21 protein-coding genes are annotated in these 23588 nt (G+C 70.5%); 7 read left to right on the top strand and 14 right to left on the bottom strand.

Going from position 1 to position 23588, the window contains the following annotated elements:
* Positions 1–181: 181 nt before the first annotated feature.
* The 4 genes from A3AG_RS0114360 to A3AG_RS0114345 form a co-directional block, all read right to left on the bottom strand.
* Complete coding sequence (locus A3AG_RS0114360; protein WP_018006082.1) at positions 182–2431, bottom strand: polysaccharide biosynthesis tyrosine autokinase; 2250 nt, start codon at positions 2429–2431, stop codon at positions 182–184.
* A complete protein-coding gene (locus A3AG_RS0114355; protein WP_018006081.1) occupies positions 2428–2931 on the bottom strand; it encodes a low molecular weight protein-tyrosine-phosphatase in 504 nt (167 codons plus the stop codon). The genes A3AG_RS0114360 and A3AG_RS0114355 overlap by 4 nt, the downstream gene beginning before the upstream one ends.
* 3 nt (positions 2932–2934) lie before the next feature.
* On the bottom strand, positions 2935–4110 hold the full coding sequence (locus A3AG_RS0114350) for a polysaccharide biosynthesis/export family protein (protein WP_018006080.1): 1176 nt from the start codon (positions 4108–4110) through the stop codon (positions 2935–2937).
* 176 nt (positions 4111–4286) lie between these two features.
* Positions 4287–4841, bottom strand: coding sequence for an LbetaH domain-containing protein (locus A3AG_RS0114345; protein WP_018006079.1), 555 nt, complete (start codon positions 4839–4841; stop codon positions 4287–4289).
* A 236-nt stretch (positions 4842–5077) separates the two neighbouring features.
* Between A3AG_RS0114345 and A3AG_RS0114340 the strand changes: the two genes are divergently transcribed.
* Entirely contained in the window at positions 5078–6202 is a 1125-nt protein-coding gene (locus A3AG_RS0114340; protein WP_018006078.1) for a glycosyltransferase family 4 protein, read from the top strand.
* On the opposite strand, the gene A3AG_RS0114335 is transcribed toward A3AG_RS0114340, so the two are convergent.
* On the bottom strand, positions 6199–6924 hold the full coding sequence (locus A3AG_RS0114335; protein ID WP_026164186.1) for a polysaccharide deacetylase family protein: 726 nt from the start codon (positions 6922–6924) through the stop codon (positions 6199–6201). The two genes, A3AG_RS0114340 and A3AG_RS0114335, sit on opposite strands and share 4 nt — an antisense overlap.
* Positions 6925–7194: 270 nt before the next feature.
* On the opposite strand from A3AG_RS0114335, the gene A3AG_RS0114330 reads away from it, so the two are divergent.
* The 5 genes from A3AG_RS0114330 to A3AG_RS0114310 all read left to right on the top strand — a co-directional run bounded on the left by A3AG_RS0114330 (position 7195) and on the right by A3AG_RS0114310 (position 13507).
* Entirely contained in the window at positions 7195–8403 is a 1209-nt protein-coding gene (locus A3AG_RS0114330) for a glycosyltransferase (protein WP_018006076.1), read from the top strand.
* Positions 8400–9665, top strand: a complete 1266-nt coding sequence (locus A3AG_RS0114325) for a hypothetical protein (protein WP_018006075.1) — start codon at positions 8400–8402, stop codon at positions 9663–9665. Before A3AG_RS0114330 ends, A3AG_RS0114325 begins: the two co-directional genes overlap by 4 nt.
* A complete protein-coding gene (locus A3AG_RS0114320) occupies positions 9662–10852 on the top strand; it encodes a glycosyltransferase (protein ID WP_018006074.1) in 1191 nt (396 codons plus the stop codon). The genes A3AG_RS0114325 and A3AG_RS0114320 overlap by 4 nt, the downstream gene beginning before the upstream one ends.
* Positions 10846–12222 carry a hypothetical protein gene (locus A3AG_RS0114315; protein WP_018006073.1) on the top strand — a complete coding sequence of 459 codons (1377 nt, stop codon included), beginning with the start codon at positions 10846–10848 and terminating at the stop codon, positions 12220–12222. Before A3AG_RS0114320 ends, A3AG_RS0114315 begins: the two co-directional genes overlap by 7 nt.
* A 61-nt stretch (positions 12223–12283) precedes the next feature.
* Positions 12284–13507 (top strand): glycosyltransferase, encoded by a 1224-nt coding sequence (locus A3AG_RS0114310; RefSeq protein WP_018006072.1) that lies wholly within the window; start codon positions 12284–12286, stop codon positions 13505–13507.
* Positions 13508–13554: 47 nt separating this feature from the next.
* On the opposite strand, the gene A3AG_RS0114305 is transcribed toward A3AG_RS0114310, so the two are convergent.
* The 7 genes from A3AG_RS0114305 to A3AG_RS0114275 all read right to left on the bottom strand — a co-directional run bounded on the left by A3AG_RS0114305 (position 13555) and on the right by A3AG_RS0114275 (position 21045).
* Positions 13555–14334 (bottom strand): class I SAM-dependent methyltransferase, encoded by a 780-nt coding sequence (locus A3AG_RS0114305; protein ID WP_018006071.1) that lies wholly within the window; start codon positions 14332–14334, stop codon positions 13555–13557.
* 41 nt (positions 14335–14375) lie between these two features.
* Complete coding sequence (locus tag A3AG_RS0114300; protein WP_018006070.1) at positions 14376–15626, bottom strand: glycosyltransferase WbuB; 1251 nt, start codon at positions 15624–15626, stop codon at positions 14376–14378.
* A gap of 22 nt (positions 15627–15648) precedes the next feature.
* Positions 15649–16641, bottom strand: coding sequence for a GDP-L-fucose synthase family protein (locus A3AG_RS0114295; protein WP_018006069.1), 993 nt, complete (start codon positions 16639–16641; stop codon positions 15649–15651).
* Positions 16642–16669: 28 nt separating this feature from the next.
* On the bottom strand, positions 16670–17878 hold the full coding sequence (gene gmd / locus A3AG_RS0114290) for a GDP-mannose 4,6-dehydratase (protein ID WP_018006068.1): 1209 nt from the start codon (positions 17876–17878) through the stop codon (positions 16670–16672).
* 61 nt (positions 17879–17939) lie between these two features.
* A complete protein-coding gene (locus tag A3AG_RS0114285) occupies positions 17940–18938 on the bottom strand; it encodes a glycosyltransferase family 2 protein (RefSeq protein ID WP_018006067.1) in 999 nt (332 codons plus the stop codon).
* 86 nt (positions 18939–19024) lie between these two features.
* A complete protein-coding gene (locus tag A3AG_RS0114280; protein ID WP_018006066.1) occupies positions 19025–20005 on the bottom strand; it encodes a helix-turn-helix transcriptional regulator in 981 nt (326 codons plus the stop codon).
* Between the two features lie 722 nt (positions 20006–20727).
* Positions 20728–21045 (bottom strand): YXWGXW repeat-containing protein, encoded by a 318-nt coding sequence (locus tag A3AG_RS0114275; protein ID WP_018006065.1) that lies wholly within the window; start codon positions 21043–21045, stop codon positions 20728–20730.
* A gap of 554 nt (positions 21046–21599) precedes the next feature.
* Between A3AG_RS0114275 and A3AG_RS34230 the strand changes: the two genes are divergently transcribed.
* Positions 21600–21737, top strand: coding sequence for a hypothetical protein (locus A3AG_RS34230; protein WP_018006063.1), 138 nt, complete (start codon positions 21600–21602; stop codon positions 21735–21737).
* Between the two features lie 70 nt (positions 21738–21807).
* Here the strand turns inward: A3AG_RS34230 and A3AG_RS0114260 are convergent, their stop codons facing one another.
* Complete coding sequence (locus tag A3AG_RS0114260) at positions 21808–23076, bottom strand: cyanate transporter (protein ID WP_018006062.1); 1269 nt, start codon at positions 23074–23076, stop codon at positions 21808–21810.
* Positions 23069–23527, bottom strand: a complete 459-nt coding sequence (locus A3AG_RS0114255) for a nucleoside deaminase (protein WP_081610728.1) — start codon at positions 23525–23527, stop codon at positions 23069–23071. The genes A3AG_RS0114260 and A3AG_RS0114255 overlap by 8 nt, the downstream gene beginning before the upstream one ends.
* Between the last annotated feature and the right edge of the window lie 61 nt (positions 23528–23588).

Below are 23588 nucleotides of genomic sequence, written 5' to 3'. Positions count from 1 at the left end.
TCAACGCGCTTTTTGGTTACTTTTTGGCGCTCGGCCAAAAAGTGACCCGCCCAGCAGGGCGGAACCATGCGGTCCAACAGCCGACAGCATGTCACCAACACCAATGCGGTTCAACAGCCGACAGCATGTCCCCAACACCAACACCAACACCAACACCACCCGCACCCCAACAACAAAACCCCTAAGCCCTCTTAGAACTAGCCCCCCCATACTGATTCATATACCGATACTTCCCAAAATGATAATGCGCCCGATACCACCTCCCCTCCACCTTCAACCCATTGAAAATCACCCCCTTGATATCACTCCCCGCCTGCACGATCGCCCGTCGCGTGGCCTTGAGTTCTGATGCCGTGCTGGCATCGGCCCGCGCCACCAGGAACACCGCGCCGGCCTTGGTCGCCAGCACGCCGGCGTCGGATGTGGCCAGCACCGGCGGGGTATCGAGCAGCACTACGTCGTAGCGGTTCCTGAGCGTGGCCAGCAGCGTATCCATGCCGCGCGTCTGCAGCAGGTCGGCGGCCAGTGGCGGTTCCGAGCCGGTGGCGATGAAGTCGAGTCCCGGCACCACGTCGCGCTGCAGCACCTGCTCCAGCGGCGTGCCGGTCAGCAGTTCGGTCAGCCCCGGCACGCGCGGCTTGCCGAAATGGTGGTTGAGCCCGCCGCGTCGCAGGTCGGCGTCGACCAGCACCACGCGGCGCCCGGCGGTGGCCAGCACCGTGGCGAAGTTGGCCGAGATGAACGACTTGCCCACTTCCGGCGCCGGGCCGGTGATCACCACCACGTTGTTGCTGTCGCTGTTGAGCAGCGCAAACTGCAGCGACGTGCGGAAGCTGCGCAGGCTTTCCACGGCCGGGTCGTCGGGCATGCGCCTGGCGAGCAGCTTGTCGATATCGCGCCCGCCGCGCAGGCGCGACTGCGCGGCGCTGTAGGGCACCGTGGCGTACACCGTCATGCCGGTCTCGCGCTCGATCTCGTCCGCATCGGCGACGCCGCCGTCCAACAGCCGGCGCAGCACCACCACTGCCGTGCCCGCCAGCAGGCCCAGCAGCACCGAGGCCGCGGCGATCAGCGTGCGGTTGGGCTTGACGGGGCGGATCGGCACCTCGGCCGGGTCCACCAGCCGCGCCGTGCCGATCTTGCTGGCCTTGACCAGCCTGAGCTGCTGCACGTCGTTCAGCAGCGACTGGTACATCTCGGTGCCGACCCGGACATCGCGCATCAGCCGCAGCACGTTCTGCTCGAGGTCCGGCAGGCGCTGGATCTTGCTGCCGACCGCGCCGATCTCGGCGTTCACGTCGGCGATCTGCTTGTCCATGATCTCGATTGCCGGATGGTTGGGCGTGAAGCGCGCAATCAGTTCCTGGCGCCGCTGGCGCAGGTCCGCCAGCTTGGTCTGGGCGGCCACCGACTGCGACAGCACCAGCCGCGATTCTTCGTTCAGGTCGATGGTGCCGCGCTGGTTGCGCATGCTGTTGTAGCGCGACTCGGCGCTTTCCAGCTGCTGCTTGAGCTGCGGCAGCTGCGCTTCCAGGAAGGCCAGCGACTTCTCGGCTTCGGCGGCCTTGCGGCGCAGGTTCTGCTCGACATACTCGTTGCCGATCTCGTTCAGGATGGCGGCGGTCCTTTCGGCCGAAGTGCCCTCCAGCGCCACGCCGATGACGCCGCTCTGCTTGCCGCGCTCGGTGATCATCAGCTTGCTCTGCAGGTCGGCAATGGCCACCGCCCGCGGCACGCGCGAGACATGGAACACCGCGCCGGGGCGCCCTTCGAGCTGGCTGATCTCGATCGTGAGCTTGCCGCTGTGGGTCGCCACCGTCAGCGGCACGCCGACCCGGCCTTCGGCCACGGCATCGTCGCTGGCAAAGGCCAGCCGGTACTGGTTGTTGCCCAGCGCGGTCACGGTGATCAGCCGGCGCTCCATCGCGGGCGGCACTTCCAGGCGCGATACCGCGATCGCTTCGCTGCCCCAGGCATAGCCGCCCCGGCCGAACAGGCCCGGCTGCGACAGCTCGCGGTTGAAGCCGGCCACGGCCGCGCCGACCACCGGGAAATAGTATGGCGAAGCGGATATGTCGAGCTGCAGCGCGTCGACGGCCTTGCCCACCACCATGCGCGAGCGCAGCAGCTCGATCTCGGTCGAAGGGGCGGGCCTGGCGTCGTAGACGGGCGACACCGTGGCAGTGGGCTTGTTGGTATTGTTGACGTTGCCGCTGTTCTGGTCCTCCACCTGCACCAGGATGTCGGCGCGGTAGACCGGCTTGGACAGCAACGCGAACAGCAGCCCCACTGCCATCACCGCCGCGGCAACCGCGAGGAAGGTCCAGCGGTAACGGATCAGCACGTCGACATACGAAGTCAGATCCGACGAGGGCTCATCGCCTTCCGGGGCCTGGGCCTCGTAGTCACGCAGGTTCTTGATGTTGCTCATGTTGCCTCCCCGTAGCGGGTTGCCTGTGCTTCGGATTGAATCTGTGCCGTCCATGCCTGCACGCCCTCGCGGATCAACCCCAGCACGATCAGGAACATCGCCTGCGAGCCGCCGTAGGGATCGGGAATATCCGCCTGCGCGGCCTCGCACAGGCGGAAGGTCTTGCCGCGCGCCCGCGGGAAGCGCTGCTCCAGCCATTCGCGCTGCTCGCTGTCCATCACCAGCACCAGGTCGGCACCGTCGACCATGTCGTCGTCGAGCTCGCGCGCGCGATGCGCGCCCAGGTCCAGGCCGTCCTTGGCCAGCAGACGGATCACGCGCGGATCGGCGCCGGCGCCGACCGGCGGCGCCAGGCCGGCCGAACTGATGTGGCAGTCGGGCAAGGCCTGGCGCAGCAGGTCGGCGGCCATCGGACTGCGGCAGCGGTTGCCCAGGCACACCACCAGGATCGAGCGGATCATCGCGGTTTCATCGGAGATCAGGAGCGGCGCCTGCAGCATGGCTCAAGGTCGGGTAGTGAGACTGTTGACGCCAACCAGCGGACTCACCACCAGGGTCATGACACGGCTCCAACGCACCACTTCGCGGGCATCGACGTAGACCACGTCCTTGGGTTCCAGCTCGAAGCCTTCGGCAATGGCCAGCGCCACCGGCGAGGTGCCGTCCAGGTGGAACACCTTGGGCGAATCGTTGGCCGTCTTGCGGATCACGTAGATCTGCTCGGCGTTGGCCGAGTTGGGGTTCACGCCGCCGGCGTCGCCCAGCGCCTCGTTCAGCGTCATGCGCCCGTTGCGCATCAGCAGCGAGGTTGGCCGGACCACTTCGCCGGTGACGAAGACCTTGCTGTCCTCGCGCTGCTCGACGCGCACGATGTCGCCCGAGCGCAGCAGGATGCGCGACGGGTCGATGCCCTTGGCCAGCATCGCGGGGATATTCACGTACCAGCTGCGCTCGCCACGGGTCACGCGCACGCGGCTGTTGTCGCCGGTGTTGTTGAGCACCCCGCCGGCGCGGTTCAGCGCCTCGACCAGCGTCATCGGCGCGTCGTCGATGGCGAGCATGCCGGGCGTCCTGACCTCGCCGTCGACATAGACGCGCTGGCTGCGGAAGCCGAGCACGCGCACCGTCATCTGCGGGTTGCGCACCACGCGCGAGAGCACGCGCGCCATTTCGTCGCGGACCTGGTTGGCGGTCTTGCCGGCGACCTTCATCACGCCGGCATACGGGAACTGGATGTCGCCGTTGGGGCTGACCACATAGCCCGGCATGTTGGAGCCGCCGGTCGAGGCCGGGACCTCGAAGCCCGCGCCGATGCTGTAGGTCTGCGTCGGAAACACCAGTTCCGGGTGGTCCCACACCACCACCGAGATGATGTCGCCGGGCCCGATCACATAGGGCTTGGGCGTGGCGAACAGTTCCTCGACGCGGTCATTGGTGGGCTTGCTCTTGGCGCGCAGCTCGCGCACCAGGTCCATGGTGATGGGCGTGATGTCCGGCTTGGCGTCCGGGCCGACGGCGTCGACGTTCGCGGTCGGGCTGAAGTGCATCCCGGGCGATGCGGCGCAGCCGCCCAATAGCAGGGCGGCGCCGAGCACGGCGCACAGGCCCGGCCGCGCGCGCGGGCGCGAGCGGCGGGCGTGGTCGGTAAGGCTGACAGTGCGGCATTGACTGGTTTCCACGACATTCCTCCTGCACATTGGGGCGCGCCCGCGCTGGGACGGCAAGCCCCTGATGCTCCCAGCCTAGGGCGGTGGGTAGCGTGAATCGGTGCGCTCTCGCACACTGCCGCGGGCGCCTTGGGTGGCCTGCCGCGCACTGGTCGAATGCGCCGCGGGCATGCGGTCCGGGCCTTGCCTCATGGCTGCGGGCGGCGCTGTCCGATGGGGCGCGCGGGGGTGCCGCCATACACCGTCCACGCCTGGCGCAGGGGCTTTGTGACCACCGTGCGCGGGGCAATCACCGCGCCTTCGGGCAAGGTCACGCCCGGCGAGATAAACGCTTCGGCGCACACCCACACATGGCGCTCCAGCGTGATCGGCGACGCGATCAGCTGGAAGGTCTCGCTGTTGTAGTCGTGCGATCCCGTGCACAGGTGCGAGCCTTGTGACACGATGGCGTAGTCGCCGAGCGTGATCGGACTGATGTTGTAGAGGGTCACGCCGTCGGCGACGGCGGTGTGCTCGCCCATCACCAGGTTCCACGGCGCCCAGATCCGCGCCGCGGGGTAGACCCGCGCATCGCGGCCGAGGCGGGCGCCGAACAGCCGCAGCAGTGCGGCGCGCCAGGCATGCATCGGGCGCAGGCTGGGGCGGAACAGCCACAGCCATACCCAGTTCCATAGCTGCCGGCGTACACGGTTGGACAGCGAAAACGACGGGCCGGAGGTGCGGTGGGTGTGCTGGATGATCATACGGAGCGTTCCCGGGACGGCAGGCATTGCGGCGATGCTCGCTTGAAGCCGTGCCGCGCATCGGTGCGCCGCGCCACAGAAGCCGGGCGCGAGACCGTCGCGCTTGCCGTTGCCGACATCACGCTCCTTGCAGGTGCGCCAGCGCACGGAACCGCACCCGCTGCTGGCGCATGCTGCAGGCAGGAGACCGCGTACACAGGCTTGCCCGCACGCGGTGCGACCGGAGCCATGACGCGATGATGCATCCCTTGCCGTTGCGCGAGACCCCTGCGCCGCTGCCCAGCATCCTGATCTACAGCGCCCCCTTCCATCCGTTGATCGGCGGCATGGAGCGGTTCGCCGAGGAACTGGCGAGCGGGCTGGCGGAACTGGGCTATCCCGTCGAAGTGGCCACGCGCACACCGGCCGCGCCGGGCGACGCCACCACCTTCCCGTTCGCCGTGACCCGGGTCGGCGGCAAGCTGCAGCTGGCGCGCGCCATGCTGCGCCACCGGCGCGTGCTGTTCGTCGGCCTGACCTTCTATGACGTGATGCTGGCCAGCGCGCTGCGCCGGCGCATCGTGCTGACGCACCACGGCCCCTACGTGGTCCACGGCCACAACCGCGGCAACTGGACCGGTCCGATCAAGCGCTGGCTGTCGCGCTTCTACGACAGCATCTGCGTCAGCCACTACCTGGCCGGTTGGCTGCCGGGCCAGCCGCTGGTGATCCACAACGGCTATCGCGACGAGCTGTTCGCCGCGGCGCCGCCAGCCGAGGCGCGGCCGCCGGCAAGCTTCATCTTCGTCGGGCGGCTGGTGTCCGAAAAAGGCGTGGAGCTGCTGGTGCGCAGCTTCGCGCGCCTGCACGCGCGGCATCCGCATGCGCGCCTGACCATCGTCGGCGACGGGCCCGAGCGCGAGGCCCTGGCGCGGCTGGCCGAAGGGCTCGGCTGCGCCGCCGCGGTGCACTTTGCCGGCTGCCAGTGCGCCGCCGGCGTGGCGGCGCTGCTGGGCCGGCATCGCTGCCTGGTGGCGCCGTCGCTGGGCTTCGAGTCGTTTGGCATCGTCGCGCTGGAAGGGCTGGCGGCGGGCTGCGAGGTGATCGTCAGCCAGCGCGGCGGCCTGCCCGAAGCGGTCGGCGACTTCGGCTGGGTGGTCGAGCCGGCGCTCGAGCCGCTGCACGCGGCCATGGCCGCGGTACTGGCCGGCGCGTCACGCCGGGACGAAACCGGCACGCGCCAGTTCCTGCGCGAGCATGAGCGCAAGGCGGTGGCGCAGCGCTACGCCGAGGCCATTGCGCGCTTCACCCAGCATCCCAGCGAGCCGCGCGAGCGCGTACCCTTCAATACCGAGCAGCAGGGTTCCGAAGCCGGGCGCTAGGCCTCGCGCCAGCGGTCTTCATGCCCGGTCAGGCATTTGCGCAGGAAGCCCAGCATGCCGGTGCCGCAATAGACGCTGACGCGGGGCAGGCCGAAGGGATCGTCCGTGGCCCGCGCCAGGCCGCGCGCGGTAATGGTGGCGTTGGCGTAGCCGGCGTCGCGCACCATGTCCCGGTGCGCGGCGTCCTGGCTGCCGTAGGGATAGCAGAAGGCGGTCACCGGCACGCCGAGCCACTGCTCCAGTTCGTCCTTGGACACGGCGATCTGCCGGCGCGCCTCGTGCGGCGCCATGCGGCGCAGGTCGACATGGTCCAGCGTATGCGAGCCGACCTCATGGCCGCGCTGGTGCCATGCGCGCATCTGCGCCACGCTCATCAGCGCCGCGGGGCGGATGCCCAGTTCACGGTCCCAGACATTGCTGCCCGACAGCTGGCGCGAGACAAAGTAATTGGTGGCGGTGAAGCCGAGCGCATCCAGCGCGGGCATGGCGTGCTCGAACACATTGCGGAAACCGTCGTCGAAGGTGATGCCGAACACCTTGCCGCTGCGCTCGCCGTGCAGGTACGGCATCAGGTCGCGCATGCTCAGGCCGCGATAGCCCAGCCGGTGCATCAGCCGCATCTGGCGCCGAAAGCGCGCCGGCGGCACCCACAGCCCGCGCCCGGGCGAGCGGCGTGGCGGCGGTGCGTCGATCTGGTGGTACATCAGGATCGGAATCGGCATGGCAGGGACCGGTTGCGCGCCATGCGGATGGCGCCGGTGCAAGCCATTCTGGTGCGCCGCGGGAACCAGCTCGGTGCGCTGGTCCACATTGGCCAGGCGGTGCCGCCACTGGCCGGCGCGGGTGTGTGGCAGCGAACAGAGGCCGCGGGCGCGCTGGCTCAAGCTGCGGGCACGAGGACGTATGGCCCCGCTTGCCATTGGCGCCAGCCTGGGGACCCGTGCCAGGCACACAGCGGGCACGACGCGCGGATTCCGGAGATCGCCTGCACCATGAGACTGCTGCACGTCATACCCTCCATCGACCCCGCCGGGGGTGGCCCCATCGAGGGCATCCGCCAATTGCGCCAGCCGCTGCGCGAACGCGGCGCCGAGATCGACGTCTGCTGCGGCGACGCACCCGACGCGCCGTTCGTGCGCGCCAGCGAGATGACCGTGGTCGCGCTGGGCCCGACCTCGTCCAAGTACGGCTTCAACCCGCGGATGCTGGCGTGGCTGCGCGCCCATGCGGCCGACTACGACGCGGTGCTGGTCGAAGGCCTGTGGCAGTTCCATGCGCTCGCCACCTGCCTCGCGCTGCGCGGCGGCGAGGTGCCGTACTTCGTCTATACCCACGGCATGCTCGACCCGTGGTTCCGCGAGCGCTATCCGCTCAAGCACGTCAAGAAGAGCCTGTACTGGCTGCTGGGCGACTACTGGGTGCTGCGCGGCGCGCGCGCGGTGCTGTTCACCTGCGAGGAAGAGCAGCGGCGTTCGCGCAATGCATTCTGGCCCTATCACTGCCGCGAGCTGGTGGCCGGATATGGCACCGCGCAGCCACCCACCGCGGCCGCGCCGTTGCGCGAGACGTTCCTCGCCGCGTTTCCGGCGCTGCGCGGCAAGCGCATCGTGCTGTTCCTGGGACGGATCCACGAAAAGAAGGGTTGCGACCTGCTGCTCGCAGCCTTTGCCGGCGTGGCCGATGCCGATCCGAGGCTGCAACTGGTGCTGGCGGGGCCGGTCGAGGCGGCGCTGCGCGAGCGCCTGGCGCGCCAGGCCGAACGGCTGGGGCTGGCGCAGCGGCTCAGCTGGACCGGCATGCTGGCGGGCGACCTGAAGTGGGGCGCGTATCACGCGGCCGAGGTCTTCAGCCTGCCGTCGCACCAGGAGAACTTTGGCGTGGCCGTGGCCGAGGCGCTGGGCTGCGGCGTGCCGGTGCTGATTTCCGACAAGGTCAATATCTGGCGCGAAATCGTTGCGGACGGGGCCGGACTGGCCGGCGCCGATACCGTCGAGGGCACCGGCGCATGCCTGCGCCAGTGGCTGCAGGCCGACCCCACCGCGCAGGCGCGCATGCGGGCGCAGGCGCAAGCCTGCTTCCAGCGGCGCTTCGAGGTGCGCCAGAGCGCGCAGCGGCTGCTGGACATCCTGAGCGAGCGGCCGGTGCCGGCGGCTGTCGCCGAGGCCGCCGCAAGCGGCGCCACGCGGGGCGGCACCCCATGAAAGCGCTACGCATCTTCGTCTTCGCGGTGCTGTCGCAGGGCCTCGGCGCCATCACCGGCCTGCTGCTGGCGCACTGGCTCAGCGTCGGCGACTACGCGATCTACACCGTCACCGGGGCCATTGTCGGCGCCATGTCGATCATCACCAAGGGTGGCATCCATTTCGGCCTGAATGCCATCCTGGGGCGCACCTGGCCCGACCGCGAGCGCGCGGCGCAGGCCACGCGCGCCGCGCTGGCGCAGCGCAAGCGCATCTCGGCCTTCCTGCTGCCGCCGCTGCTGATCGTCGCCGGCGTGCTGATGTACCGCAACCATGCATCGCTGGCGTTGATGGCCGCGTTGCTGCTGACGCTGCTGACGATGTGGTATTTCGACATGCAGTCGCGCGTGGTGGATCAGGTGCTGCTGTTCGCCAACCGCGGGCCGGCGCTGCAGGCACTCGATGCCGGCCTGTCGGGCGCGCGGCTGCTGCTGTCGTGGGGCGTCTACCTGGCGGGGCTGCAGAGCGCGCTTGCCGCCAGCCTGGTCAACACCCTGTTCGCGGGGCTGCGCGTGCCGTTCGTGCGCCGCTGGCTGCGCCGCGAATTGCCGGCGCAGGCTGCCGAGCCGGTGGCCGAGGACCAGCGTTCGATCCGCGCCATCACGCGCCGCCAGATCCCGATGGACGCGTTCTACTGCCTGCAGTCGCAGTTCGCTTTCGCCATCGTCGCGTTCTACGGCGCGGTCAGCCAGACCGCGGCGATCGGCGCGCTGTCGCGCATCGGCCAGCTGCTGGTGCCGGTCAGCGTCGTGGTGGGCGCGTATGTCGTGCCGCGCTTCGCGCAGGCGCGCGAACACGTGCTGCGCCAGTACCTGGGCTGGCTGCTGCTGGGGTCGCTGCCGGCCGGCACGCTGGTGCTGCTGGCCTGGCTGTGGCCCGAGCTGCTGCTGCGCCTGGTCGGCGCCAACTACGCCGGCCTGACCTCGGAGCTGCTGATCGCCTGCCTGGGCGCCGGCGCCTACAGCATTGCCGGCGTGGCCTGGGAACTGCTGGCCAACCGCGGCCTCAACCACTTCAACTACATGCAGGTGCCGGTGGTGATCGGCTGGTGCCTGGCCGCCCCGCACCTGCTGGACCTGTCCACGCTGCGCGGCGTGCTGTGGTTCGATGCCGGGCTGGCTGCCGGGCTCGGCGTCGCGGTGCTGTGCGAGCTGGCGGGCGCGATCCGTGCCGGGCGGCTCCTGCCGCCGCCCGCGCTGAGCGTCGATGGGAGCCGCCCATGAAAGTCCTGGTCACCCACCCCGGCCTGCAGCATTCGCACCAGATGGCGCAGGCGCTGCACGAGCAGGGATTGCTGTGCCAGTACTGGTCGGGCGTGCCGGTGCGCGGCCCGGGCGAGCCGGCGCCGTGGTGGCTGCCGCCGACGCTCGGCGCCAAGGTGCGCGAAGTCGGCATCCCGCGCGCCTTGCGCCGCCATCCGCTGTGCTTCCCGGCCATGCTCAAGCTGGGGCTGCATCGCCGCATCGGGCTCAACCGCTATCTGCGCATGTCGCAGTCGGCCTATGCGCACCGCGTGTTCCACCTGTTCGATGCGTGGGCGGCGCGGCGCGTCGAGGCGCTGCGCCCGGACGTGGTGGTGGCCTACGAGAATTCGGCGATGCGGACCTTCGAGGCGGCGCGCCGCATCGGCGCCCGCTGCGTGCTCGATGCGCCGGCGGTGCATCGCGCGACCGCGGCGGCCTTGCTGGGTGTGCAGCCCGACCCCTACCTGGCCTGCATCGACGCGCGCAAGGACCGCGAGGTGGAACTGGCGGACCTGGTCATCACCTGTTCCGAATTCGCCGCGCAGACCTACGCGCAGGCCGGTGTGCCGCACGCCAAGCTCAGGCCGATCCTGCTTGGCGCCAGCCTGCCCGGCAACGTGCAGCGCCGGCGCACGCGCGCCGGCACGCGCTTCCTGTATGCCGGCGGGCTGACCACGCTCAAGGCCGTCGACCTGCTGCAGCAGGCCTTTGCCATGGTGCGCGCGCGCGTGCCCGAGGCCGAGCTGGCGGTGGCCGGCGGCGGCGCCGAGCCCGGCCTGGCCGCGGCGCTGGCGTCGACGCCCGGGGTCACGCTGCTCGGCGCCTTGCCCCAGCCGGCGCTGTACCAGGAGCTGGCCGATGCCGATTGCCTGGTGCTGCCGTCGCGCTTCGATTCGTTCGGCATGGTGGTGGCCGAGGCGCTCGCCTGCGGCACGCCGGCGCTGGTGTCGGAGCGCGTCGGGGCCAAGGAGATCCTGCAGGAATTCCCGCGCGCGGGCTGGGTGGTCCAGGTCAGCGCGCAATCCTTGTATGACCGCATGCTGGAGCTTGCCACGGTGCGCGCCAGCCTGGACGAGGCGCGCCCGTACGCGAGCCTGGCCGGGGAGAAGTACACCTGGGCCAGGTATCGCCGCGCCGCGGTCGCAACCATCGCGACGCTATGCTGAGCCACTCCGCCGCACACCTGGCGCCGCCGGCGCGCTCGCGCATCCGCCGGCAGGCCCGCACCACCTTCGGCACGGTGTTCTTGCTGGTGTTCCTGGTAGCCGTTCTGGAAGGCGCGGCGCGCAAGTGGGTGGCGGGTTCGCTGAGCCTGCCGCTGGTGCTGCTGCGCGACCTGCTGGCGGTCTATGGCATCTACTACGCCATGCGCTATGGCGGCTTCACGCCGGCGCGGCCGGCGATGCGGCTGCTGCTGCTGTGGAGCGCGCTGGTGCTGGCATGGGGGCTGGTGCAGACCATCGCCGGCGACGGCACCCTTGCCATCATGCTGGTCGGGCTGCGCTTCTGGCTGCTCTATGTGTGGTTCGGCGTGGCCGCGGCGCTGCTGCTCGAGCCCGAGGACGTTGCCGCGATCTGCAAGACCACGCTGGTGCTGATGGTGCTGATGGCGCCACTGGTGGTGATGCAGCATTTCCTGCCGCCCGGCAGCTTCCTGAACCGGCAGGTCGACGGCGACGAAGACCGGGTCTTCATGATGGTTGGCGACATCGTGCGCACCACCGGCACGTTCTCGTTCACGCTGGGCTACACCACCTTCCTGGCGATCACCATGCCGATCGCGCTGCAATACGTGCTCGGCGGCGACGGCAAGCGGCACGGGCTGTATGCGCTGGTGGTGCTGGGCAGCCTGCTGGTCAGCGTGCTGGTGAGCGGTTCGCGCGCCACCGTGCTGCTGCTGCCGGGCCTGTTCGCGGTGGCGGCGCTGTGCATCCTGATGTTCGGGCGCGCCGTGGCCAAGCGCCGCGTGCTGGTCTGGGTCGGCGCGGCGGTGCTGATGGGAGCGGTCGGCATGGTCGTGTTCAGCGAGTCCGTCGAAGGCACGATGCAGCGCTTCCACGACGCCGCGGAAGACGAAGACTTCGGCGATCGCGTCGGCACCATGTTCCTGGGCGAGAGCCAGGCCTATGCCACGCCGACCCTGTTGGGCGCGGGGCTCGGGCGCGGCAGCAACCTGGCCAGCTACCTCGAGCGCGGCGAAATCACCTTCATGCTGTCAGAGACCGAGACCGGGCGCACCATCGAGGAGGCCGGCCTGCTCGGCTACCTGTACGTGGCGCTGAAATTCACCGTGTGCGTCGCCGGCATGTGGCTGGCCATTGGCGCGGCGCGGCGCAGCGGCAACTGCTTTGCCATCCTGCTGTGGCTGGTGAGCACGCTGTGCCTGCTGACATGGTCGCTGATCGGGCAGCTGACCGCCAACGTGCTGGGCTTTCTCTTTGTCGGCTTCACCATGGCGGTCACGCGGCTGGAGCGGCAGGGACGGCTGACGGGCGCTAACAAGCGCGCACGGCCGCGACGGCGACACGCGCGCTAGCAGGCGGCCGCGGGCCACGCAACCCATCGGGCATCCCCATCGATCCGCGAAGAAAAGCAATATGAGGCTCATCCTGTTCGGTCATCCCGCCTTCTTCGGCAGCCACAGCATGGACCGCTTCGCGGCCATGATCGTCGAGGGCATGCGCGAGCGCGGTCACGAGGCCCAGTTGTGGACCCCGCCCGCCGTGCTGGTGCGGCTGTCGACGCGCCCGGGCCTGCGCAAGTGGCTCGGCTATGTCGACCAGTACATGCTGTTCCCGGCATGGGCATGGTGGCGGCTGCGGCGCGAGGGCGCGGGCGCGCTGGCGGTGCTGACCGACCATTCGCTGGGCATGTGGATGTGGCTGCTGCATCGCCGCCCGCATGTGATCCACTGCCACGACTTCATCGCGCAGCGCACTGCCGCCGGCGAGTTTCCCGGCCGCCAGCTGTCGGCCAGCGGACGCCTCTACCAGGCGCTGATCCTGCGCGGCATCGCGCTGGGCCGGAACTTTGTCGCGGTGTCGGAGAAGACCGCGCACGACCTGCTGCGCCTGCATCCAGGGCCCAGGCCGCGGGTGCGGGTGGTGCACAACGGCCTCAACTACCCGTTCCGCCCGCTCGCGCCCGATGTCGCGATGCGCCGGCTGCGCGCGGCCGGCATCGACGAGATCGAGCCGGGCATGCTGGTCCATATCGGCGGCAACCAGTGGTACAAGAACCGCGAAGGCGTGCTGGCGCTATACCTGGCCTATTGCGAGGCCAGCAATGCGGGCGGCAGCGGTGCCGCCGCGGCGCCGCGCCCGCTGTGGATGATCGGCCCCGAGCCGACCCCCGCCATGCGCGAGCTGGCCGCCGCCGCGGAGCGGCTGGGCGGCCGGGTGCGCTTCCTGGAGGGCATGTCCACCGCGGCCGTGCACGCCGCCTATGCGCTCGCCGCGGTGCTGCTGTTCCCGAGCCTGGAAGAGGGCTTCGGCTGGCCCGTGATCGAGGCCATGGCGTGCGGCATCCCGGTGCTGACCACGGCGCGGGCGCCGATGCAGGAGATCGGCGGCGGGTTGGCGCTGCTGATGGAGCCGATGGAGCCGGACCAGGCCCAGGCCTGGGCCCGGCGCAACGTGGGCGTGCTGCTGGAACTGCTGTCGTGGCCGCAGGCCCGGCTCGACCAGCTGGCGGCGGACTCGCTGGCGTGGGTGCGGCATTTCTCCGCGGAACGCGCGCTGGACCAGTACGAGGCGATCTACCTGGCCGCGCTGGCCCCGGCCTCGACCGCCGCGACGGCGGAGGCCGGCACGGCCCGCTGAGGCCGGCGGCAAGCCGGCCAGGCGGGGGCCGCGGCACCGACCCCGGCTCAACGCAGGGTGTAGGCGATGGTCTGGATCACGCCGGCGCCTTCGCGCACTTCGCACAGCACGCGGCTGTGTACCGGCTTCAGGTTGAACGGCGGCGCGGTCAGCACCACGCCGCTCGGCACCATGCGCGCCAGCCGCGTCGAGGCCCCCAGCCGCTTCTTGGCATTGGGCGGAAAGTCCGGCGCCAGCGGCAGGTGTTCGGTCAGCACCAGCATCTGGTAGCGGTGCAGCTTGGCCAGCACGCGCGCGATGCGGCCGTTGTCCAGGTGCTGCAGCACCTGGCGCAGGAACACCACGTCGCCGGCGGGCAGCTCGTCTCCGGCAATGTCGAGGCAGCGGAAATCCACGTCGAGATGGGCGTAGCGCGCGCGGTTGGCCGCGATCAGCGGCGCCACCACGTCGCAGGCCACATAGCGCCCGCAGGCCGGGCGGATGCGGCTGCCGACATGGAAGTCGCCGCAGCCCAGGTCGACCACGTCGGGCTTGTGCGGCAACTCGCGCAGCAGTGCGGTGACCGCGTCGGCATAGGGCTCGACGATGCGCAGGTCGCGCGAGCCCGTGCCGCTGAAGAAGCCCGGCTCGTCGGCCTGGCCCCACAGGCTGCTGTGGTAGACGTCGGAGAACACTTCGCCCGGCGGCTTGGCCCCGTAGCGCGCGTCGTGCTGCTGCTCCCGGCGCACGTGGTAGTACATGCGCACCCAGGTGGGCACCAGTGGTTTGATGGTTTGCATCAGGCGTTGCACCAGCGCGGCTTGCGTGGTGGCGGTGTCTTGGCTCATGACGGGTCCCCTCGGATGAATGGCGTGTGCCGCCCCTGCGCTCAGGCGACCGCAGAGGCATCTTGCGCTGCAGGCGGCGCTACCAGCGCCTGCAGTGCAGATTCCAGTTGCGCCAGCACCGCGTCGCGGCCCAGATGGGCTTCGGCCCAGGCACGGCCGGCGGCGGCATGCATGGCGCGCCGCTGCGGCTGGCAGGCAAGGGTGGCAATGGCGTGCGCCAGCGCGCTGGCGTCGCCGGGGGGCACCAGCACGCCCACGCGTGCGACCAGGCGTCCCAGTTCGGTATCCGGCTGCGCGGTGGCAATGACCGCGCGCCGGCTCGCCAGCATGCCGGTGAGCTTGGACGGCATCACCAGGTCAGCGGCATCGGCGCGTTGCGGCAGCAGGTGCATGTCGGCGGCCGCCATCATTGCGTGGAACTGCGCCGGCGGCTGCAGCGGCAGGAAATGCACGCGTGCCAGGCCGGCGCAGCGCGCCTGCAGCGCGGCGCGGCCGCTGCCGTCGCCGCACAGCACCATGTGCAGGCGCGGGTGGCCCTGCAGCGCCTGCGCGGCTTCGGCCAGCACTTCCAGGCCCTGCTTGTTGCCCATGTTGCCGGCATACAGCGCGATCACCGCATCGGCGGCAATGCCCAGGCCGTGCCGGAACGCCAGCGCCGCGTCGGCCGGGGCCTCGTGCAGGTCGGCCCAGTTGGGCAGCAGCTTCAGCCGTGCGGGGCTGACGCCCTTGGCGCGCAGCGCGTCCGCCATGGCCTGCGAGATGGTCGAGACGCGCTGGTAGCGCGTGGTCAGCGCGCGCTCCATGCGCGTGGCCAGGCGGCGCAGCAGCGGATGGCGCAGCACCCCCAGCGCGAACGCGGCATCGACCTCCAGGTCCTGCACGTGCAGCCAGGTGCGGGCGCGCGTGCAGCTGCCCAGCAGCAGCGCCGCAGGGCTGCACATCAGCGTGGGCTCGACCGCGAAGATTACGTCGGGGCGCCAGCGCAGCTGTGCCGCCAGGCAGGGCACGCTGCTCAGCGCAAAGCTCATCAGGTGCAGGATGCGCAGCAGTCCCGACGGCCTGCGCGGCACCCACACCGGTGCGCGGTAGACCGTCACGCCGTCGTGCGTCTCGCGGGCATAGCGCCAGGCGCTGTAGCCCGCGCTGACGCGCCATGCGGGGTAGTACGGCGGGGCGCAGATCACGCGCACCTCGTGCCCGCGCGCGGCCAGCCATTGCGCCTGCTCGCCGGTGTATTTGCCGATGCCGGTCAGTTCGGGCGCGTAGTTCTGGCAGTAGATCAGGATCTTCATGGCCGCTGCGCGCGCGTCGGGGTCAGGCCAGTGCGGCCGCGATGCCGCCGGGCAAGGTGCCGGTGCGGCAGGCCTCTTCGTAGACGCCGCGCAGGCCGTCGCGCAGGGCAATGCGCGGGCGCCAGCCGGTGCGCATGATGGCGCTGCTGTCGAGCCGCTTGCGCGGCGTGCCATCGGGCTTGTCGGCTTCGAAAGCAATGGTGCCGCGATAGCCGGTGACCTGCGCCACCAGTGCCGCCAGCGCGCCGATCGAGACCTCGTCGTCGCTGCCGACGTTGAGGAAGCCCGCGGGCGCGGCCTCGCGGTAGGCCGGTGCGGACAGCGCCATCACATGCAGGCAGGCGCGTGCCAGGTCGTCGGCGTGCAGGAATTCGCGCAAGGGCTTGCCGGTGCCCCACACCGACACGCGCGCGCTGCCGGCCAGGCGGGCGTCGTGGAAGCGGCGCACCAGTCCCGGTATCACGTGGCTGTTGTCGGGGTGGTAGTTGTCGCCGGGCCCATAGAGGTTGGTCGGCATCACGCAGCGGAAATCGGTGCCGTACTGGCGGTTGTAGCTGTCGCACAGCATGATGCCGGCAATCTTGGCGATGGCGTAGGGCGCGTTGGTCGGCTCCAGCGCACCGGTCAGCAGCGACGCTTCGCGGATCGGCTGCGGCGCCAGGCGCGGGTAGATGCAGCTCGATCCCAGAAACAGCAACCGTCGCACGCCGGCCTGCCAGGCGGCATGGATCACGTTGGTGGCGATGGCGAGGTTCTGGTGGATAAATTCGGCGGGGTAGGTGTTGTTGGCATGGATGCCGCCGACCCGCGCTGCGGCCAGGTAGACCGCGTCGATGCGCTGGCTGGCGAAGAACGCCTGCACCTGCGGCTGGTCGCACAGGTCAAGCTCGGCGTGCGGGCGCGTCACGATCTCGGCGCCGCCCTGCGCGCGCAGCGCGCGCTCGATGGCCGAGCCGACCATGCCGCGGTGTCCGGCGACAAAGATGCGCGGGCGCTCTGCCAGGGCCTGGTTCATGGGATCCTCGCGGTGGCCGTGCCAGCGGCTACTCAAGATGGTTGAAGGCCTGGAAGCCGGCCAGCCTGACCAGCGCGTCGCGGCGCGCCGCGGCGTAGTCGGCCTCGATCATTTCCCGCACCAGTTCGGCAAAGCCGATGCGCGGGCTCCAGCCCAGTCGCTCGCGCGCACGGCTGGCATCGCCGAGCAGCGTTTCGACCTCGGTCGGACGGAAGTAGCGCCGATCGACCCGCACCACGATCTCGCCGGGCTTGCACGCCGGCGCGATGCCGCCGCGCGCGGGCGGATCGACATGCTCGACGATGCCGACCTCGTCGACGCCGCTGCCATGGAAGGTGATGGTGATGCCGAGCTCGCGCGCCGCGCGCTGCACGAACTCGCGCACGCTGTGCTGCTCGCCGCTGGCGATGACGAAGTCCTCGGCCGCGGGCTGCTGCAGCATCAGCCACTGCATCTCGACGTAGTCGCGCGCATGGCCCCAGTCGCGCAGCGCCGACAGGTTGCCCAGGTACAGCGTTTCCTGCAGGCCCAGCGCGATGCGCGCGATCGCGCGCGTGATCTTGCGGGTGACGAAGGTCTCGCCGCGCACCGGGCTTTCGTGGTTGAACAGGATGCCGTTGCAGGCGTACATGCCATAGGCCTCGCGGTAGTTCACCGTGATCCAGTAGGCGTAGAGCTTGGCGGCGGCATACGGGCTGCGCGGATAGAACGGCGTGGTTTCCTTCTGCGGAATCTCCTGCACCAGCCCGTAGAGTTCTGAGGTGGAGGCCTGGTAGAAGCGCGTGAGCTTTTCCATGCCCAGAATGCGGATCGCCTCCAGCAGGCGCAGCGTGCCGATGGCGTCGGTGTTGGCGGTGTATTCGGGCTCTTCGAACGAGACCTGCACGTGGCTCTGCGCGGCGAGGTTGTAGATCTCGTCCGGCTGCGACTGCTGCACCACGCGCACCAGGCTGGCGGTGTCGGTCATGTCGCCGTGGTGCAGGATCAGCCGGCGCTCCTGCGCCTGCGGGTCCTGGTACAGGTGGTCGATGCGCTCGGTGTTGAACAGCGAGCTGCGCCGCTTGATGCCGTGGACTTCATAGCCCTTGCCCAGCAGCAGTTCGCACAGGTAGGAACCGTCCTGCCCGGTGATGCCGGTGATCAGCGCCCGCCGGATGCCATTGCGCCCGCGTGGCGTGGCCCGCTCCGGTCCGGTGGCGGTGATATGACCGAGTGTGTCCAGCTCGTTTGCGCCCATGGCTCTGATCCGTTAGCAAGTGGGGCGACTGTAGCGCTGTGCTGCGGCGCCGCACCGTCTGCTACCCCACACAACGGCACCCGGCCGTGTGGGCGCTGCGCCACGGATCAGGTGCGCGGCATCGGTGTCGTGACCTCGCTGCGGGTGCGTTCCGTGCGGCGTCATGGCCGGGCGCAAGCCGCAAGTGCTGCCACAGCAGGCGCGTAGTGGCCCAGAATGGCGCCACGCCGCGCCAGCCGCTGCGATGCAGGTGCTGCCCGAGGTTATGCGGCAGCGCCAGCATCAGGAACAGCGCCGCCTTGTCTTGGCGGTGCTGGCTGCGGCCGTAGCGGTGCAGCATGGTGACCATGCGCGCGGCATCGGCGGCCGGGCTGCCGGCGCATGGCGGCGGCCGCTCTCCATCGAGCCGATTGACCGCGCTGGGAATCAGCTCGATGTGGCAGCCACAGCCATAGACGGCGCGTCCGGCCACGTCGGCGACGTCGTAGTCGGCATCGAGGCACTCGTCGAACGGCAGCCGCTCCAGCAGCGCGCGCGGGAACACCGTGCTGGACAGCACCACCGCGCACAGCGGCCGCCGCCGCGCGGCGCGGCGTGGCGGCTGGCGCGACGGCAGCCCGAGGAAATTCTCGCGCTGCGGCCGCAGGCATTGGCCCGCGTACATCGCCGTGCCGGTCAGCACCAGCGCGTCGGCGTTGCCCCCCGCGGCGACCCGGTAGATGAAGTCGTCGGCGAGGCGCTCGCCCATCTGCTGCAGGAAGGTCGGCCCCAGCGTGGCGTGGTCGTCGAGAAACAGCACATGCGAGCCGGTGGCCGCGCGCAGCAGGCGGTTGCGGCTGGCGGCGGCGCCGCGCCGCGGCCCGTCGAGGCAGGGGATGTCGGGGTAGGCGTCGCGCATCAGCGCGCGCGTGGCGTCGTGGCTGCTGTCGTCGCAGACCAGCAGCTGGTGCGGCGGCATGGTCGAGGCCGCGATCGATTGCAAGGTCCGGCGCAGGCCGTCCGGATGATCGCGCGTGCTGACGCACACGGAAAAGCTGGGCAAGAACGTGCTGGCTTGCATGATGACCCCTCCCGTCCGGCAAACGCCGGCTTGGCGCCGGCCCGTCTGTGCGGGCGCGGCGCGCGGCAAAACCCTCAGGCAGGCATTCAGACCGCCGGCCTGACCGCCTGGCACGGCGGTTCGTTGCGCCTTGGCGCCACCCCGGCGCCATTGGTTTCGCGCGTGATGCGTTCGTCGCCGCTGACCCATTCCAGCGTGGCGCCGCGCTGCAGGGCGGCGTAGACCGCCTCGCCCTTGTTGCGCACCTTGAGCCGCTGGTACAGCGTGCAGGCGTGGCTCTTCACAGTCGCCACCGAGATGTTGAGCATGCGGCTGACGGTCTTGATCGGGTAGCCGCGCGCCAGCAGCACCAGCACCTCGTACTGGCGCGGCGTGATCTTCAGCATCTCAGCCTCGTCGTAGCCAGGTTCTTCCTCGGTCAGCGGCATGGCAGCGGGCGTGGGCGAGACCGCCGCCGGGGCTGGCGCGGACAGCGGCTGGCCGGGCCGCAGCTCGGTCAGGTCGCGCAGCGCCACGGTGGTACGCAGGGCGGCGCGCGGGGTGCTGGCGCAGGACGCCAGCGCCAGCTGCTCCCCCGGCGTTTGGGCCGGATGCGCGGCGCTGAGCGGCAGCGGCGCAGCCGAGGCGAGAGACTGCGTGGCGGGCATCGCCGAACGCGATGCCGAGGGCAGGGTGCCGGTCTCGGCCGCGAACAGCAGCCCCTGCACGCCCGACACGGCCATGCGGATGGCCGCCTCGATCACCGCCAGCGAGGCGGACTTGGGCAGGCAGCCGCAGATGCCGCGCGCGCTATCCGCGGTGGGCACGTGCAAGGGCAGGGTGTCGGCCAGGATCAGGATGCGTTGCGGCGCAAGCGTCTGCCGGGCCTGTTCCAGCAGCACCCAGCCCGGTGCCGGGTCGGCGGGCATGCCGAAGACGAGCAGGTCTGCGTTCTGGTGTCGGGCGTCCAGCCTGGTGATGTCCGCGGGTGCAATGGCCGCCACCTGCGCGGATTCCTGGATGTTCTCGAGCATCTGCAATAGCCCGAGCCGGAGCAGCGGATGCTCCTCTATCAGCAACGCGTTCATGGACTTCACTCCCCGTTTTACCCGGGGGCGGACTGCGGGGCACTTTGCGTATGGAAGACGTGACAGGACCGCCGTCACCTCGGTAGCTGGTGACTGGTGGCTGGCTCTGTGGCTGACCCCCATGCTTCCATGCCGGACGGCTCCGTTGTTGTGGCTGGAACTTGCCCATGACTGGAAGGATGACCCCGAACCCGAACCCGGGTGATGCTTACTCCTAAATCAGTTGGAATTCATCTTATGGGGTGGGGGAGGGGAATGCAAGCAAGGGGGTACGGGGTGGAATGAAGGAGGGAATGAAAGGAGCTTCATAATCCTTTCAAATATATCGTATTTACCTCTGCCAGGTTCCGCAAACGCCGCGCTGGCGCGGTTCCCGGTGGTTTCATCGATGTGACATACAGAATTTAATTGGTTGCAAATCTGAAACAGATTCTATTATCTTCGACCGGATATGACGATTTTATAACCCTCTTGAGGGGTGTCCGAAATGCATCGTCGGCAGCGCTGCTCCAATTATGAAACGCGCCCCGGAAATGCGGGTTGCGAAATCAATTCGGCAGATTTGCCGGCACGTCGCGCACATGGTCTAGTGCTTCTGGATGAGGCGTGGTTACCACCATGGATGAACGCTGCGGCGCCGGCGCCACCGTCCGCGCCGGGCTTGCCACCACCCATCGGTGGGGGGCAGGCCCGCTGCGGGAGGGTGACGCCGGCCGTCCGCCTCAGCGTACCCAGCGACCCGGGCGCATGACCCAGCCGTGCGGGCCGCGTACCCAGCGCTCGGGGACATAGCGGTAGCCGACACGCTGCGGCTGCCAGTAGCCGCCGCGCCAGGCGTAGTCTGCGCCGCGGGCTTCCCAGTGGCCCGGCACCCAGACCTGGCCGCGGCGCGCAGCCGGGTGCGGTTCGTAGCGCGGCGGCGGCGGCGCATGGCCGTAGCCGCGGGCGACCGGCGCCTGGTGGGCTTCGGCGGGAGCGGTCAGGCCGAAGGCGCCGCCCGTGGCAAGGACGGCTGCAGCAAGCAGGAGTTGGCGTTTCATGGGATGGCTCCTCTGGGCGGTGGTGGAATCAATAGGGATGATGGTGGTGGCGCGGCGCGCCGCCGCGCGGGGGCACCACGATGCAGGCGGAAAGCAGTGCGGCGGTGGTGGACAGCAGCACCACCAGGGACAGGGCTCGCTTCATCTTGGCTCCTGGCGGGATCGCGTTGGACACGGCTTCAATGTAGCGGCCGGCCGCCGCGCTGCGCGCTTGCACTTGTAAGCCTGTCTCACATGGGGCGACGGCACGAGCGCGCTGCCGTGGCGCCCGCAGCCCCAGCCCGAAACCCTTGCCACGCAAGGCTTCGCGGGCGACGCGGCGGGCCCGGCGAGCAGCGCGCGGGCACCACTGCGAAGGTAATGTGACGTTACACGGGAAATAGACCTCGCAAGGCGGGCAGGGCCGCGCAGAGCCGCCGCGGTGTCCGGGGCCGGCCTGGCGGCCACGCAGAAACGGGTACGCAGTGGCATTGCGGCGTTCCGGCATCGGGCGCCGCCCGGGCGCGATGGGCTATACCAATGGGAAGTGGCCACGTATGCGGGAAGGAGGCGCCATGCCGGTCATGCTCATCGTGCTTGCCTTGCAATGGCTGCAGGGCCTGTCGCCGCCCCCCGCGGCATTGTTCGCACTGCCGCAGGAGCCGGCGCCGGCGGATGCCACCGCCGTGGTGGAGGCCGCGCCGGCCCGCTGACCCGGTCGCTCGCGCCGGCTGACGGCCAGGCTGGTATCAGCCCGGCGCCGTCAGCGTGGCCAGGCCGGTTTCAACCAGCCCGCCGGGCGCAGCCGGCGGGCGCCGGCACGGCAAAGGACGCGCCGTAGCGCGCCGGGTCCAGCCGCATGGTCAGCACGCCCACCGCCGCCGCGCACGCCAGGTGGTACCACCAGCCCGCGGCGAAGCTGCCGGTGCGCGCCTGCAGCATGGCGGTGATCCACGGCGCCAGCGACGCCAGCAGGAAGCCGCCGCCCTGCATCACCGCGCTCAGCGCGCCGGCGCTGTCGGCATCGGGCAGGTGGTCCAGCGCCACCACCAGGTACAGCGCAAAGCAGCCGCCCAGGCCGGCGCCGCCGATCACGGCCCAGGCCTGCGGCGCGGCGTCCGGCCACAGCGCCAGCCCGGCGAAGCCGGCAACCTGCAGCGCCAGCGCCAGCGCCATCCACGCGCGCCGGTCCAGGCTGCGCGCCGCCAGCGCCGGCAGCAGCAGCGCCGCGGCGGCCTGCGCCACCGCCATCAGCGCCACCAGCGAGCCGCTGGCCGGCGCGCTCCAGCCATGGCTCTGGTAGAAGGGCGCCAGCCACGCCACCAGCGAGGCATAGCCGCCATTCATCACGCCGAAGCTGATCATCAGCAGCCACGTGCGCGGGCGCCGCAGCAGCGCGCGGGTCTTGCCGGCGGCGCTGGGCGGGCGCCCGGACGGCGCCGCCGGCGTCGCGGCCGGCGGGCGCGCCGGGCCGCGCGGCAGCGCCACCCACGCCAGCGCCAGCGCCACCAGCGCGGGCACGGCCCACAGCGCCAGCGCCTCGCGCCAGCTGCCGGCCAGCTCGGTCACATAGGGTGACAGCTGGGCGCCCAGCGCGCCGCCGCCCATCAGCGCCGCCGAATACAGTCCCATCACCGGCGCCACGCGTGCCGGGAACTCCTGCTTGACCAGCCCCGGGCACGCCGCCTGCACCACCGCCACGCCCAGCCCGCACAGCGCCGCGGAGGCGATCAGCCAGGTCCCGCCGGCCACGCCCAGCCGCACGGCGCAGCCCGCGCCAACCAGCGCCAGCGCGCCCAGCACCGCGGTGCGCGCGCCCAGCCGCGCGCGGATCGCCGGGCCGAAGAACGCCCCGACTCCCATCAGCAGCATCGGCAGCAGCGTCAGCCACGCCATGCCCTGGTAGCTCAGGCCGGTGCCGCCGCGGATGGCGGGCGCCAGCGGCCCGACCGCGGTCAGGAACGGCCGCAGGTTCAGGCCGATACCGGCCACGGCCGCCAGCACCAGCCAGCGCGGCGGCCGGGGCCGCACCGGGCGCGCGCCTTCAGCCACGGCGCGGGCGCATGCCGTAGAGCTGCGCGGCGGAGAGCTCGACCGGCACCCGCGTGAGCGGCAGCGGCGGCGGCTCCAGCGGCAGGCGCAGCGCCTGGTAGGCGGCCTCGCTCGACATGCCGTAGGGCGCGGCATCCTGGTTGTCGAAGGCGAAGTAGACCGCCTGCACGCCGGCCATGGTCATCGCCGCCAGGCACATCGGGCACGGATGGCCGCTGGCATAGACCACGCTGCCGCGCAGGTCGGGCCGGCCCAGCTTGCGCGCGGCGGCGCGCACTGCCTGCATCTCGGCATGGGTGGTGGGGTCGTGGCTGTGGACGATGTCGTTGACGCCGGTGGCGACGGTTTCGCCGTCGAGCACCAGCACGGCACCGAACGGGCGCGCGCCGCGGTCACGGTTGGCCACCGCGAGGCGCACCGCCTCGCGCATGAATTCCTGGTGAGTGGTCATGGTTGCAGAAAAAGTGGGTACATGCTCGCGCGGAACGCGGCATGGCGCTTGAAACGGCAGC

This window comes from Cupriavidus neocaledonicus, assembly GCF_000372525.1.
In the GTDB taxonomy this organism is placed as follows: domain Bacteria; phylum Pseudomonadota; class Gammaproteobacteria; order Burkholderiales; family Burkholderiaceae; genus Cupriavidus; species Cupriavidus neocaledonicus.
The sequence above is the reverse complement of the archived record's forward strand: the minus strand, read 5'-3'. Positions and strand labels throughout refer to the sequence as shown.

Excerpts from the sequence above, each read along its gene's own strand:
- A3AG_RS0114360 (WP_018006082.1), bottom strand. The coding sequence starts at position 2,431 with ATGAGCAACATCAAGAACCTGCGTGACTACGAGGCCCAGGCCCCGGAA.
- A3AG_RS0114355 (WP_018006081.1), bottom strand. The coding sequence starts at position 2,931 with ATGCTGCAGGCGCCGCTCCTGATCTCCGATGAAACCGCGATGATCCGC.
- A3AG_RS0114345 (WP_018006079.1), bottom strand. The coding sequence starts at position 4,841 with ATGATCATCCAGCACACCCACCGCACCTCCGGCCCGTCGTTTTCGCTG.
- A3AG_RS0114340 (WP_018006078.1), top strand. The coding sequence starts at position 5,078 with ATGATGCATCCCTTGCCGTTGCGCGAGACCCCTGCGCCGCTGCCCAGC.
- A3AG_RS0114335 (WP_026164186.1), bottom strand. The coding sequence starts at position 6,924 with ATGCCGATTCCGATCCTGATGTACCACCAGATCGACGCACCGCCGCCA.
- A3AG_RS0114330 (WP_018006076.1), top strand. The coding sequence starts at position 7,195 with ATGAGACTGCTGCACGTCATACCCTCCATCGACCCCGCCGGGGGTGGC.
- A3AG_RS0114325 (WP_018006075.1), top strand. The coding sequence starts at position 8,400 with ATGAAAGCGCTACGCATCTTCGTCTTCGCGGTGCTGTCGCAGGGCCTC.
- A3AG_RS0114320 (WP_018006074.1), top strand. The coding sequence starts at position 9,662 with ATGAAAGTCCTGGTCACCCACCCCGGCCTGCAGCATTCGCACCAGATG.
- A3AG_RS0114315 (WP_018006073.1), top strand. The coding sequence starts at position 10,846 with ATGCTGAGCCACTCCGCCGCACACCTGGCGCCGCCGGCGCGCTCGCGC.
- A3AG_RS0114310 (WP_018006072.1), top strand. The coding sequence starts at position 12,284 with ATGAGGCTCATCCTGTTCGGTCATCCCGCCTTCTTCGGCAGCCACAGC.
- A3AG_RS0114305 (WP_018006071.1), bottom strand. The coding sequence starts at position 14,334 with ATGAGCCAAGACACCGCCACCACGCAAGCCGCGCTGGTGCAACGCCTG.
- A3AG_RS0114300 (WP_018006070.1), bottom strand. The coding sequence starts at position 15,626 with ATGAAGATCCTGATCTACTGCCAGAACTACGCGCCCGAACTGACCGGC.
- A3AG_RS0114295 (WP_018006069.1), bottom strand. The coding sequence starts at position 16,641 with ATGAACCAGGCCCTGGCAGAGCGCCCGCGCATCTTTGTCGCCGGACAC.
- gmd (WP_018006068.1), bottom strand. The coding sequence starts at position 17,878 with ATGGGCGCAAACGAGCTGGACACACTCGGTCATATCACCGCCACCGGA.
- A3AG_RS0114285 (WP_018006067.1), bottom strand. The coding sequence starts at position 18,938 with ATGCAAGCCAGCACGTTCTTGCCCAGCTTTTCCGTGTGCGTCAGCACG.
- A3AG_RS0114280 (WP_018006066.1), bottom strand. The coding sequence starts at position 20,005 with ATGAACGCGTTGCTGATAGAGGAGCATCCGCTGCTCCGGCTCGGGCTA.
- A3AG_RS0114275 (WP_018006065.1), bottom strand. The coding sequence starts at position 21,045 with ATGAAACGCCAACTCCTGCTTGCTGCAGCCGTCCTTGCCACGGGCGGC.
- A3AG_RS34230 (WP_018006063.1), top strand. The coding sequence starts at position 21,600 with ATGCCGGTCATGCTCATCGTGCTTGCCTTGCAATGGCTGCAGGGCCTG.
- A3AG_RS0114255 (WP_081610728.1), bottom strand. The coding sequence starts at position 23,527 with ATGACCACTCACCAGGAATTCATGCGCGAGGCGGTGCGCCTCGCGGTG.